The organism is Janthinobacterium sp. LPB2021202312-11-4 (assembly GCF_037049705.1).
GTDB lineage: Bacteria > Pseudomonadota > Gammaproteobacteria > Pseudomonadales > Pseudomonadaceae > Aquipseudomonas.
Map to the genome: position 1 here is coordinate 133128 of NZ_JBAGKV010000014.1, position 12739 is coordinate 145866.

Sequence of the window (12739 nt, forward strand, 5' to 3'; positions counted from 1 at the left end):
AGTCTTCATCCTCTGGCCTTCGTTGAGTTCCCAATCGCCAGACAAAACTCAAGTAGCATCATCAGCAAGCACCACCTATTCAGCCTCCCGCCCTGTGGATCAGCACCCCGAAAGCACTGCGACATACGCGCAGGTGAACGCAGATGTTGGGTGCAAAAGCAGCTACAGCGATCAGAAGAAAGACGATATTTTCAAAGCCAAGTACAAAGACCATTGGATGACCTGGAGCGGCGAGGCAGTATTGCTGGAGTCTGATGAGGCATCACTGAACGTGGACGGTGTAGGAACCCAAGACCTGCGCGTAACGTTTGCAGGCAAGAACGCTGGATACGATCTTGCTAAAGGCAGCAGACTGAAGGTGAGATTCTTGATGAGGAGTGCAGGAGGATGCTTCCTGCCTTTCGGCGGGCAAGACGCAACAGTAGTGCGATAGCCGCCTAGCCACCAGAACGGAGCCCGCCAAGTGAGCGGGCTTTTTCATGTCAGCCTGAAAAGGGCGAACCAGTGCAACTGAACACGAAAAATTAGCGACCTGAGTAGTACAAATGAGTAGTACAACCCAAAAAGAAAAACCCCCGTAACTCATTGAATTACAGGGGTTTTCTAGATATGGCGGAGAGATAGGGATTCGAACCCTAGGTACCGGTGAAGGTACAACGGATTTCGAATCCGTCCCATTCGGCCACTCTGGCATCTCTCCAACGGCGCGCATCATAACAACACTTTTGCCGGAAGCGAACCCCCCTAAGCAAATTTTTTCCGTGCTATCAGATGCTTGCGTCGATTAAAGCGGTACGCCCAGACGATTGGCGACTTCTTCATAGGCTTCGATGACGTCACCGAGGCCCTGGCGGAAGCGGTCCTTGTCCATTTTCTTGCCGGTGGCCTTATCCCACAGGCGGCAGCCGTCCGGGCTGAATTCGTCGCCCAGGACGATGGAGCCGTCGGAGAACACGCCGAATTCGAGTTTGAAGTCGACCAGCAGCAGGCCGGCGTCATCGAACAGTTTGCTCAGGACTTCGTTGACCTTGAGCGACAGTTCCTTCATGCGAACCAGTTGCTCAGCGGTTCCCCAACCGAAAGCCACTACGTGGGATTCGTTGATGAACGGGTCGCCCTTGGCGTCGTCCTTCAGGAACAGTTCGAAGGTGTAAGGGTTGAGCTTCAAGCCTTCTTCGACGCCCAGACGCTTGACCAGGCTGCCGGCGGCGTAGTTACGCACGACGCATTCAACCGGGATCATGTCGAGTTTTTTAACCAGGCATTCGTTGTCGCCCAGCAGTTTGTCGAATTGGGTCGGCACGCCGGCCGCTTCGAGTTTCTGCATGATGAAGGCGTTGAACTTGTTGTTCACCATGCCTTTGCGGTCGAGCTGCTCGATGCGCTTGCCGTCGAACGCCGAAGTGTCGTTGCGAAACAGCAGGATCAAGCGGTCAGCGTCGTCGGTCTTGAAAACCGATTTGGCTTTGCCGCGGTAGAGTTCTTCACGTTTTTCCATGATGGGCTCCGCTTGCTAAGTAGGTGGGCTAGGCGATGTGTCGCCAGTCGAGCCCTGAATCTTGATCGGCCAGTTGCAGCCAGTCCGGGTCGCACCCGAGGGTGTCGACAAAACATTGCCGGGCCAGCTGCGGCAGGTTGTTCTTGCTGCTCAGATGGGCCAGGACCAGGTGTTGCAGGCCTTGCCAGCCCAACTCGGACACCAGGAATGCCGCCTGATGGTTGTTCAAATGTCCCAGTTCACCGCCCACCCGCTGCTTCAGGAAGTACGGGTAGTGACCGCGAGCCAGCATGTCACGGCAATGGTTGGACTCGATCATCAACGCATCAAGGTCCCGATAGCCGTCCAGCACCTTGTTGCAATACGAGCCCAGATCGGTCAACAGGCCAAAGCGCCGTTCGCCGTCATTGAAAACGTATTGCGTCGGTTCCTGTGCATCGTGTGCCACGGCAATGACTTCGATGTTCAGGGCGCCGACTTGCAATTGCTCGCCACCGGCCAGGAAGCCAGCGGGTTCGATCGGTTTGCGCATCCCGCGCAGGGTGCCGCGACTGAGGTAGACAGGCAGATTGTAGCGCCGAGACAGCAAACCCACGCCATGCACGTGGTCGGCATGTTCGTGGGTTACGAGTATCGCGCTCAACTGCGCCGGGTTTACACCCAGGCGCAGCAGGCGTTTTTCGGTTTCTCGCAGGGAGAAACCACAATCCACCAGTACATACGTGTCAGCGCTGGCGATCAGCGTGCCGTTCCCTTGGCTACCGCTGCCGAGAACGGCAAAACGCATGTGATCAGCCCAGGTTGTCCTGAATCACGGTCAACACTTTGCGGGCCACTTCTGCCGGCGCCACGGTGTTGATGTTTTTCTCGACGGTGACCTGAACGTTCTCGCCCACCTTGCTCAGACGAACCTGATAACGGTCGGCACGGGCTTCAACTTCTTCCTTGGTCGGCGCACTGCCGAACAGGCTGCTGAAGAAACCAGGCTTCTCGTCTTTCTTCTCGGCTTTTTCCGACAAGTTGATGTAGTACAGACCCAGGCTGCGGTTGATGTCCTCAACGCGCCATTCGCCTTGTTCCAACGCACGACCAACGCTCGACCAGGCGCGATCCAGGTCCGGACCGACGTTCAGGATCGGGTTACCGCTGCCGTCTTCGCTCAGGCTGACGCGATTTGGCGTATCGAAATCACGGGATGCCAGCATGGAAACCGAACCGCCCTTCTCAGCGGTGCGGCTCATGCTCGCGAGCATGTCATCGACCAGTGCCGCGTCCAGGCCAGTGTTGACCGAACGGTTGGTGAAATCGACATTCGCGGTGCTGCCGACAGGACGCTCTGCGCTGACCACGTAGATTTCACTGGTGTTGCGCTGCACGCCTGGCTCGATGCGGACCCGCACGCGGGTTTCGCTGTCGGCGCCGACACCGGCGGCGGTCAGGCGCTTGGCCATTGCCGCGGACAGTTCGTCGGAATGCTGCCAGGTAGTGGTGAATTCGCCGGTTTGCGGGCGTTGTTCGTCCAGGCGGAAACCGTTGTCCTGGAAGAACTGCAACGCCACTGGCCAGACTTCGGCCGGAGGGTGCTGACCCATGACCCAGCGCGAGTCACCGCTTTTTTGCAGGGTGTAGTCGCTGGCGTCAGCAATCGCCGACAGCGGCTGCGGACGCGGCACGATGTACTCGCCCTTGGCGGTGTCATCGGCCACGTTACGCGGGATCGGCAAAAGCGGGTCCAGGCGTTTGGCGGTGCTGACATTCGGTGGCAGTTGCATTGGTGCAGTCTGTTGCGCTTCCAGGTAATCGCTACCACGGTCACGGAAGTAACCTTCCGGGCCCCAGATCCATCCACAGCCACTGGTGCTGGAGATAATCAAGGCAAGTGCGGAAAGTCCGGCCATTCGCTTCATGCGTTGTACTTCCTCAATTAAACCAGGACGCCGGACTGGCGCATGGCCTGCCGCAGCGGTTCGTGACAAGCAGTGCTGAGCCAGGTGAGCGGCAGACGGATACCGTCCGGCATCAAGCCCATTTCATGCAATGCCCATTTCACGGGGATAGGGTTGGATTCGATAAACAGGGTTTTATTGAGCGGCATCAGCTTTTCGTGGATGGCCCGAGCAGTCACGGCATCGCCCTTGAGCGCGGCGTTGCACAGATCGGCCATGTCACGCGGGGCGACGTTGGCGGTCACCGAGATGTTGCCTTTGCCGCCCAGCAGGATCAATTCGACAGCGGTGGCATCGTCACCGGAGATCACCAGGAAGTCTTTGCTGACGCCGTCGATGATCGCCTTGGCACGGCTCAGGTCGCCAGTGGCTTCCTTGATACCGATGATGTTTTTTACGGTCGACAGGCGGATCACGGTCTCGGCCTGCATGTCGCACGCGGTGCGGCCAGGCACGTTATATAGGATCTGCGGGATATCGACGGCTTCGGCGATGGCCTTGAAGTGCTGGTACAAGCCTTCCTGGGTTGGCTTGTTGTAGTACGGCGTCACCAGCAGGCAAGCATCGGCGCCAGCGATCTTGGCGTTGGTGGTCAGCTCAATGGCTTCGCGCGTCGAATTGGCGCCCGTACCGGCGATCACCGGAATGCGCCCAGCCACTTGCTTGACCACGTAACGAATCACTTCGATGTGCTCGTTCACGTCTAGCGTGGCCGATTCACCTGTCGTGCCGACCGCCACGATGGCGTGGGTGCCGTTTTGCAGGTGAAAGTCCACCAGTTTGCTCAGGCTGTCCCAATCGAGACGACCCTGTGCATCCATGGGTGTGACCAGTGCCACCATACTGCCCGCAATCATGCAACCGCTCCTGCCGGAAAAAGAGAGCCGTAATGGTACTGGCGCCAAGATGCTTGTACAAGCGAAGTACTGCGCTGCCGCCATTCCCCTTGGCGCTGCTTTTCGCTACCCTTCAGACTTTGATCGGTACCGACACGCTCGTACGCCGGGTTCCAGCCTCCATTTTCGGCATCACAAGCCCCGATCCAGCGTTGCCGCCCCTCGCTCCTGCCTTCGATGGAGCACGTTGCAACCTTCGGCCGGGTTTTCTGAATTCGCATCCGCAGGCTCGCCCCCGGTAAAAAAAGCCCGTAGAAGTATCGACCGCTCATCGCTTTAGGAATGCTGCATGTCCACCCCCACAGTTCGCGAACAATTCCTTGTTATCAGTGCCCTTGGCGCCAACCCCATGGAGCTGACTAACGTCCTGTGCCGCGCCAGCCATGAAAACCGCTGCGCCGTGGTCACCTCTCGCCTGACCCGTCACGGCGAGTGCAGTGCCCTGATCCTCGAGATCTCCGGTAGCTGGGATGCCCTGGCCCGCCTGGAAGGCAGTCTGCCGACCCTCGCCAAGAAGCACGCCTTCACGGTCAATGTGGTGCGTAGCGCCGCGCTGGAGAACCGTCCACAGGCCCTGCCTTACGTCGCCTATGTCAGCTCGGCTTACCGCTCGGACATCATCAACGAGTTGTGCCAGTTCTTCATGGACCACAACGTCGAGCTGGAAAACCTGACCTGCGACACGTATCAGGCGCCGCAAACCGGCGGCACCATGCTTAACGCCACGTTTACCGTGACGCTGCCCGCCGGCGTACAAATCAGCTGGCTGCGCGATCAGTTCCTGGATTTCGCCGACGCGCTGAACCTGGACGCCCTGATCGAACCGTGGCGCCCACAAAACCCAATGTAAGGAAGCTTTCATGGCCGTTGCTATCGACCAACCGGTTACCGACTTCGAAGCACCCGCCACCAGCGGGCAGACCGTCAGCCTCGCGAGCCTCAAAGGCAAGCAAGTGGTGATTTACTTCTATCCGAAGGACAGCACTCCGGGCTGCACGACCCAGGGCCAGGGCTTTCGTGATCAGTTGGAGGCTTTTAAAGCCGCCAACACCGAAGTCTTCGGCGTGTCCCGCGACAGCCTCAAATCCCACGAGAACTTCAAGGCCAAGCAGGCCTTCACCTTCGAGCTGATCAGCGACAAGGAAGAAGCGCTTTGTCAGTTGTTCGACGTGATCAAGCTGAAAAAGCTCTACGGCAAGGAATACATGGGCGTTGATCGCAGCACGTTCCTGATCGACAAGGACGGCGTGTTGCGTCAGGAATGGCGCGGCGTGAAGGTGCCGGGGCATGTGGATGCGGTATTGGCGGCGGCCGAGGCACTGAACAAGGCCTGACTCATCTGGCGTCTGATGGGACGCTATCGCGGGCAAGCCTTGCTCCTACAGATTTGTGTCGTTCACGAGACTGGGCACGACACATAACCTGTAGGAGCGAGGCTTGCCCGCGATGAGGCCCTCAAGACTGAAACCTAGAGCAACGGCGCCACCACCGGTTCCTTGCGCGGCCAAGCATCCAGCACAGCCTTGAACAGCGTCGCCAGGGGAATCGCGAAGAACACGCCCCAGAAGCCCCACAACCCGCCAAACAACAGCACCGCACAGATGATCGCCACCGGGTGCAGGTTGACCGCCTCGGAAAACAGCAGCGGCACCAGCACGTTGCCGTCCAGGGTCTGAATGATCCCGTAGACCGCCATCAAATAGATGAACTGATCACTCCAGCCCCACTGGAACAACGCGATCAGCAACACCGGCACGGTCACCACCACGGCACCGACGTATGGCACCACCACCGACACCCCCACCAGCAACGCCAACAGCGCCGCGTAGTTGAGGCCCAGCGCCACGAACGCAATGTAGGTCACGCCGCCGCAAATGATGATTTCAATGACTTTGCCGCGAATGTAATTCGCGATCTGCCGGTTCATCTCTTGCGCGACCCGGGTGATCAGCGCTCGCTCGCGGGGCAGGTAGCCGCGAACCCACTGCCCGATCATTTCCCGATCCTTCAGGAAAAAGAACACCAGGATCGGCACCAGCACCAGATAGATCATGATGTTGACCAGCAGTGGCAGGCTCGACAGCGAAAACGTCAACGCCCATTGGCCGAACTTGCCGATCTCGCCCCGCGCCACTTCAATGGCTTGCAGCACTTGCTCGTCAGATACCAGATGCGGGTAGCGCTCAGGCAGCAGCAACAGCAGCGATTGCCACTTGGCGAGCATGCCGGGCAACTCGTTGAACAGCGTGATCAGTTGATGCCAGAGCAACGGCACCACCACCACGATGAACACCAGCAATAACCCCATGAACAAGGCAAAGACCAGCCCCACGGCAACCCCGCCGGGCACCCGCAGTCGTTCGAGGGTCACCACCAACCCCTGCATCAGATAAGCCAGCACCATCCCGGCCAGCACCGGCGCGAGCATGCCGCCCAAGGTGAGCACGGCGGTGAATGCCAACACCAGCAGCACCGCCAGCACCACGGCTTCTTCGTCGGAGAAGTAGCGCTGAATCCAGTCGCGTAACACTTTGAACATCAATAATCCTTAAGAACAAACGCAGCCGGTTTCAGGCTTTTTTCAACCAATAGCGGTAAACACCCGCCTCGTCTTCTTCGAGCAGCAGCGTATGACCGGCCAATCGGGCAAAGGTGCGGAAATCGCGCTGGGAGCCCGCGTCCGTGGCGATGACCTTCAACACCGCGCCGCTGGCCATCCGGTTGAGCTCAAGTTTGGCCTTGAGCAATGGCAACGGACAATTCAGGCCACTGGCATCCAGCTCAACGTCATGGGCTACAGCGTCGATCATTGCATCACTCCGGGTCAGGTGGTTGAGCGGCCTAGAATATCTGGTCCGAAGTCCACTGTCCGGCTACAGTAAGGTCTTTGTCGACTAAGGCTTTGTGCATGACCTTTTTGCGCCCTACCCTGCTGACGCTCGCTTGCCTGCTCGCCTCACCAGGCTTCGCCGACGACCTGCCGTCACTTGGTGACGCCAGTTCTGCCATTGTCTCGCCGCAACAGGAATACCAATTGGGCCGTGCATGGCTGGCGATGTTGCGCAGCCAGGTGTCGCAGCTCAATGACCCGCAACTCAAGGACTATGTCGAATCCAGCGTCTATAAGTTGGTCGAGACCAGCCAGGTCAGCGACCGGCGCCTGGAGTTCATCCTGATCAACAGTCCGCAACTCAACGCCTTCGCGGCGCCGGGCGGGATCGTTGGGGTCAACGGTGGCCTGTTCCTCAATGCCCAGACCGAAGGCGAATATGCCTCGGTGCTGGCTCACGAATTGGCTCACTTGTCTCAACGCCACTTTGCCCGGGGCGTCGAAGCCTCGCAACGCATGCAAGTGCCGATGATGGCGGCGCTGCTGGCCGGCATCGTGATCGCAGCGGCCGGTGCCGGCGATGCCGGGATCGCGACCATTGCCGGTACGCAAGCGGCGGCGATTCAGGAACAGCGGCGTTTCTCGCGCCAGAACGAGCAGGAAGCCGACCGGATCGGCATCCTGAACCTGGAAAAAGCCGGTTACGATCCGCGCTCGATGCCGAACATGTTTGAACGGCTGATGCGCCAGTATCGCTTCGACGCCAAGCCGCCGGAATTCCTGCTGACTCACCCGGTCACCGAATCCCGTATCGCCGACACCCGCAACCGCGCCGAACAGGCCAAACCGGGCGGCATCGAAGACAGCATGCGCTACCAACTGATTCGGGCACGGGTGCAACTGATCTATGAAGAAACCCCAGGCCTTGGCGCCAAACGCTTCCGCGCCCAGCTCGATGAAAACCCGAAAAACGACGTTGCGCGCTACGGCCTCGCCATCGCCCAAATCAAGGGTGGCCAGTTGAACGAAGCCCGGGAGAATCTCAAACAACTGCTGGCCACGGCGCCGAACGAGATCATCTATAACCTGGCGCAGGTCGATCTGGACATCACCAACAATCGCCTGCCAGAGGCCCAAACCCGGGTCGACCGTTTGCTCACCCAATATCCGGGCAACTATCCGCTGAATCAGGTGCGAGTCGATTTGCTGCTCAAGCAGAACCGCACCGCCGATGCGGAAAAAGCCCTGGAGAGTTTGCTCAAGAGCCGTCCGGACGATCCCGATGTCTGGTACATGGTGGCGGAAACCCGAGGCCTTTCCGGCAATATCATCGGCCTGCATCAGGCGCGCGCCGAATACTTCGCGCTGGTCGGCGACTACCGACAGGCCATCCAGCAACTGGACTTCGCCAAGCGCAAGGCCGGCAGCAACTTCCCGCTGTCCTCGCGCATCGACGCTCGGCAAAGGGAGCTGATGGAACAGGAGCGCATGGTCAAGGACATGATGGGCTGAGCGTTCGCCGAGACTCAGAACGCAGACACAAAAAAACCGCCTCTTTCGAGGCGGTTTTTTATTCAGCCGACAACCGGTTTATTCAGCCAGTTTGAAGGTGATGAAGCTGGCACGACCTTGACGCAGAACCCGCATCGACACCGAACGGTTCTTCGGCAGGGCCTTGGCGATTTCGGTGAACTCCTTGGTGGAGCCAATCGCCTGGTTGTTCAGGTGAGTGATCACGTCGCCAGGCTGCAAGCCAATCAGCGAAGCAGGACCGTCCTGAACATCCTTGATCACCACACCACCCTTGAGGTCGTAGGTTTTCTTCTGCTCATCGGTCAGCTCGATCACCGAAACACCCAAGCGGTTACTGCTGCCTTCGACACCGGATTTCGGCACGGCATCCAGCTCTTTGCCTTCTTCCGGGATAGCGCCGACGGTCAGTTCGACATTCTTGCGCTTGCCCTCGCGGATCACTTCAAGATTGGCTTTGGAGCCGGCCTTGAGTGCGCCGACCAGATGCGGCAGGTCAGCGGACATGACGATCGGTTGACCATTCATGCTCAGAATCACGTCGCCGACTTGAAGGCCGCCCTTGGCCGCCGGGCCGTCATCCTGGATCTGAGCCACCAGCGCACCGGCCGGCTTATCCAGACCGAACGATTCGGCCAGGTCTTTGTTCACTTCCTGGATCACCACACCCAACCAGCCACGACTGACTTTGCCGCCGCTTTTCAGCTGATTGGACACGTCCATCGCAACGTCAATCGGGATCGCGAACGACACGCCCATGAAGCCGCCGGAACGGGTGTAGATCTGAGAGTTGATCCCGACCACTTCGCCATTCAGGTTGAACAGCGGGCCACCGGAGTTACCCGGGTTGATCGGCACGTCGGTCTGGATGAACGGAACATAGTTTTCGTTCGGCAGGCTGCGACCGATGGCGCTAACGATGCCTTGGGTCACGGTATGGTCAAAGCCAAATGGCGAACCGATGGCAACCACCCATTGACCGGCCTTCAGGTCCTGGGATTTGCCGAGCTTGAGCACCGGCAGGTCCTTGCCTTCGATTTTCAGCAGCGCCACGTCGGAACGCGGGTCGGTGCCGACGAGTTTGGCTTTCAACTCACTGCGGTCGGCCAGGCGCACGAGAATTTCATCAGCGTCGGCGATAACGTGGTTGTTGGTCAGGATGTAGCCATCCGGCGAGATGATAAACCCCGACCCCAGGGATTGGGCTTCGCGCTGGCGATCGCCACGGGGCGAACGTGGTTGCGGCATGCCGCGCTCGAAGAACTCGCGCAGCGCGGGCGGCAAGCCTTCAAGGTCAGGCATCTGGCTGGAGACTTTGCGATCAGGCAGTTTTTGCGTGGTACTGATGTTCACCACGGCAGGCGAGGCCTGTTCGACCAGTTGCGTAAAGTCAGGCAATTCGGCCGCTTGAGCAGAGACCGCCTGACCGAGCACCAGCACGGTGGCAAAAATGGAGAGATAAGACTTCAAGCGTGGTATCGACATACGGCTCCCGTTACGACGAGCATGGTTAAGCGATATGGAGCAAGGAACACCGGGAACGATACGCCGGTATTTTTGTTCCGGGAACAACAAACAAGGCCAGAGCCGAGAGGCTCTGACCTATAGAAAAATCCGGGGATATTTGCAACTTGAAATGCTCACCAAACATTTCGACGTCTCAAAGGTGGGTTGGACATTGCTGACCTCTCGCACAATCAAATCGTCGATCCATGAGCATCATTGTTCAGCTCACTGCTTGGCCGTAGTAGCACTATTGCGCATGGACAGCGCAATTCGTTCGGCGGTACCAATCGGAATTTCACCGACCACGGTCACCATCATCTCGCCCTGAGGGGTGGTCAAGCGCCGGGAAACGGCGACGGTTGGCCCCAGCTGAGTACGCGTATCGGTGACTGTTGCGCCGTTCAATGGCTCAAGGAACACCGAGAAACGGGCCAGGCCATCGTCGTACATCAGGCTACTGACTTGAGTTTTGGTTTCAGGGTCTTTGCGCGAAGAGCTGCTGCTAAGCTCGAAACCTGGCGGCAACCAGTCCGAATGCCACTCATCTACGGTCTTGAGGGCAGTGGCTTTATCTGCGTTGGGCGTGAGCGCCTTGCAATCAGGGCCAGCCTGCAAATCGCTGTCGGATGGGGCATCGGCGGTATCCAGTTGCGTGAACTGGAAACGCTCGAGCAACTGGCCTTTGTCATTGAGCAGCAATGACTTCAACGGCAGGCCGGTTTCCTTGTCCAGATGCAGTTCGAAACCGTAACGATGCTGGTCACGCGGCGTCAGCGAAACAATCACCGCCGCACGCCCGGCCACACGCGACTTGCCGATGACGGCAAGGTCGTACCAATTCTTGAGCTTTTGTGGATCGAGTGCACGAGCAGCAGAGTTGGGAGAGTCCCCCAGCCCCGCTATCAGGGTGCCGCTGACGCATTGAGTATGCCCATCAATGCGCACGACTTCCTGTGCCGAGCCGTCGAGCTGGAGTAAACGCTCGCGGACCTTGCCATCCTGGACGCGGTGCCAGATGTTATGGGTAGAAAAACTACCGTTTCGCTCGTAAACAAAAGTGCCGTGAAAGCTTTGCGTTTGCTCGGCCTGGCCCAGACGGGTCAACCAGTCTTGGGCTTCATCAGCGTGGGCTGGAACAACAAACCAGCCACCCAGCAGCAGCGTAAGTAGAGGTATGGCGCGCATGATCCTCCTTAACGGTTTTCCAGGCTTGCTGCACGAGCATAAGGCAGGGCGCTTTCAGTGCCTTTGAGTGCAGCCTGTTGAGCATGTTGGCGCAAGTAGCTTGGCAGACGCTGATCGTGCCAGCCCGGCTGACCTTGCAAAACGCCGTTGGCCATAGGACCAGTGGCTTCCGAACTCTCACTATAGCCGGCCAATACAGCTGGGCCTTTAACCTGAGGAACGGTCAAGCCCGGTTGATTGGATTGCTGAGCCAGTTCGACACCGGCAATTTCGTCCTGGTTGTACAGACGAACACCTGCCAATACAGCAACGGTCACCGAGGCAGCGACGGCCAGACGGCCCAGACTGCGCCATGGGCTGCGAGATGCCTTGGCCGGGACGGCTTCGTCTTCCAGCGCAGCAGAGACTGCCGCAGCGATGTCCAGACGTGGAAGCAGCAGATCCTTATGCATGACTGCCCGAGCGATCTGGTAACGAGCCCAGGTATCGCGGGTTTCAACATCGTCAAAGGCATTCAGTACCCGACGCAATTCCAGCTCGTCCGCTTCGTTATCCATCACTGCGGACAGCGATTCCTGCAGGGCTTCACGACTCATGGCGTTCCTCTCTTGGCTGTCGCCGCTGTCTCAGTTTTCCTGCAACAACGGTTGCAGGGCTTTATCAATGGCTTCCCGAGCCCGGAAAATCCGGGAGCGCACGGTACCCACCGGGCATTGCATGACTGCTGCAATGTCCTCGTAACTCAGACCATCGAATTCACGTAAAGTTAACGCCGTACGCAAATCTTCTGGAAGTTGCTGGATGGTTCGATGGACGGTGCCTTCGATCTCATCCCGCAGCAATGCGCGTTCTGGAGACTCGAGATCCTTGAGGCCATGATCGCCGTCGTAGAACTCTGCGTCTTCAGAACTGACATCACTATCCGGCGGCCGGCGGCCGCGTGAAACCAGATAGTTTTTCGCCGTGTTGATGGCGATGCGGTAAAGCCACGTATAAAACGCGCTGTCTCCGCGGAAATTACCAAGTGCACGGTAAGCCTTGATAAAGGCTTCCTGTGCGACATCCTGGGCTTCATGGGTGTCGTGCACGAAACGCACGATCAACCCGAGAATTTTGTGCTGGTATTTCAGCACTAGCAGATCGAAAGCTCGCTTGTCGCCACGTTGAACGCGCTCGACCAGCTGCTGATCCTCTTCCTGGGTTAGCATGAACACTCCTCGATAAGCTCGGAGGAAGCTTGCATAACTAAACGACCAGACTTGCAAACATAGACTCGGGCTTTTCGCAAAAGTTCTCCCCCTCCAAGCAAGTTTCCTGCGGGCTCTGATTTGGCACGCACGAAAAGCGC

At 58.4% G+C, this 12739-nt stretch carries 13 protein-coding genes and 1 tRNA gene; 3 read left to right on the forward strand and 11 right to left on the reverse strand.

What is annotated here, in order from left to right; all coding sequences use genetic code 11:
* Positions 1 to 610: 610 nt before the first annotated feature.
* The 5 genes from V5E99_RS16665 to dapA all read right to left on the reverse strand — a co-directional run bounded on the left by V5E99_RS16665 (position 611) and on the right by dapA (position 4301).
* Positions 611 to 700 (reverse strand) — tRNA-Ser (locus V5E99_RS16665).
* A gap of 84 nt (positions 701 to 784) precedes the next feature.
* On the reverse strand, positions 785 to 1498 hold the full coding sequence (gene purC, locus V5E99_RS16670) for a phosphoribosylaminoimidazolesuccinocarboxamide synthase (protein WP_123507616.1): 714 nt from the start codon (positions 1496 to 1498) through the stop codon (positions 785 to 787).
* A gap of 28 nt (positions 1499 to 1526) precedes the next feature.
* Positions 1527 to 2285, reverse strand: a complete 759-nt coding sequence (locus V5E99_RS16675; protein WP_054046697.1) for an MBL fold metallo-hydrolase — start codon at positions 2283 to 2285, stop codon at positions 1527 to 1529.
* A gap of 4 nt (positions 2286 to 2289) precedes the next feature.
* Positions 2290 to 3405: an NlpB/DapX family lipoprotein gene (gene bamC, locus V5E99_RS16680; protein ID WP_499803418.1), complete on the reverse strand. Its 1116-nt coding sequence runs from the start codon at positions 3403 to 3405 to the stop codon at positions 2290 to 2292.
* A 17-nt stretch (positions 3406 to 3422) separates the two neighbouring features.
* Positions 3423 to 4301: a 4-hydroxy-tetrahydrodipicolinate synthase gene (dapA, locus tag V5E99_RS16685; protein ID WP_499803419.1), complete on the reverse strand. Its 879-nt coding sequence runs from the start codon at positions 4299 to 4301 to the stop codon at positions 3423 to 3425.
* A 328-nt stretch (positions 4302 to 4629) separates the two neighbouring features.
* Between dapA and V5E99_RS16690 the strand changes: the two genes are divergently transcribed.
* Together V5E99_RS16690 and V5E99_RS16695 are read left to right on the forward strand one after the other, a co-directional pair.
* The gene (locus V5E99_RS16690; protein ID WP_017336973.1) at positions 4630 to 5190 is read left to right on the forward strand and encodes a glycine cleavage system transcriptional repressor; all 561 of its coding nucleotides are present in this window, start codon (positions 4630 to 4632) and stop codon (positions 5188 to 5190) included.
* A 10-nt stretch (positions 5191 to 5200) separates the two neighbouring features.
* Entirely contained in the window at positions 5201 to 5674 is a 474-nt protein-coding gene (locus tag V5E99_RS16695; protein WP_499803420.1) for a peroxiredoxin, read from the forward strand.
* A gap of 134 nt (positions 5675 to 5808) precedes the next feature.
* Here V5E99_RS16695 and V5E99_RS16700 read toward each other — a convergent pair whose 3' ends face one another.
* Both V5E99_RS16700 and V5E99_RS16705 read right to left on the reverse strand, forming a co-directional pair.
* The gene (locus V5E99_RS16700) at positions 5809 to 6879 is read right to left on the reverse strand and encodes an AI-2E family transporter (protein WP_499803421.1); all 1071 of its coding nucleotides are present in this window, start codon (positions 6877 to 6879) and stop codon (positions 5809 to 5811) included.
* Positions 6880 to 6910: 31 nt separating this feature from the next.
* A complete protein-coding gene (locus tag V5E99_RS16705) occupies positions 6911 to 7150 on the reverse strand; it encodes a sulfurtransferase TusA family protein (RefSeq protein ID WP_499803422.1) in 240 nt (79 codons plus the stop codon).
* A 98-nt stretch (positions 7151 to 7248) separates the two neighbouring features.
* Here V5E99_RS16705 and V5E99_RS16710 point away from each other — a divergent pair, with 98 nt between their 5' ends.
* Entirely contained in the window at positions 7249 to 8682 is a 1434-nt protein-coding gene (locus V5E99_RS16710) for a M48 family metalloprotease (RefSeq protein WP_499803423.1), read from the forward strand.
* A gap of 78 nt (positions 8683 to 8760) precedes the next feature.
* Here V5E99_RS16710 and V5E99_RS16715 read toward each other — a convergent pair whose 3' ends face one another.
* The 4 genes from V5E99_RS16715 to rpoE form a co-directional block, all read right to left on the reverse strand.
* A complete protein-coding gene (locus tag V5E99_RS16715; RefSeq protein WP_499803424.1) occupies positions 8761 to 10185 on the reverse strand; it encodes a DegQ family serine endoprotease in 1425 nt (474 codons plus the stop codon).
* Positions 10186 to 10431: 246 nt separating this feature from the next.
* The gene (locus tag V5E99_RS16720) at positions 10432 to 11391 is read right to left on the reverse strand and encodes a MucB/RseB C-terminal domain-containing protein (protein ID WP_499803425.1); all 960 of its coding nucleotides are present in this window, start codon (positions 11389 to 11391) and stop codon (positions 10432 to 10434) included.
* Between the two features lie 8 nt (positions 11392 to 11399).
* Entirely contained in the window at positions 11400 to 11987 is a 588-nt protein-coding gene (locus V5E99_RS16725; protein WP_499803426.1) for a sigma-E factor negative regulatory protein, read from the reverse strand.
* A 30-nt stretch (positions 11988 to 12017) separates the two neighbouring features.
* Positions 12018 to 12599, reverse strand: a complete 582-nt coding sequence (rpoE, locus tag V5E99_RS16730) for an RNA polymerase sigma factor RpoE/AlgU (protein ID WP_007944079.1) — start codon at positions 12597 to 12599, stop codon at positions 12018 to 12020.
* Positions 12600 to 12739: the final 140 nt, after the last annotated feature.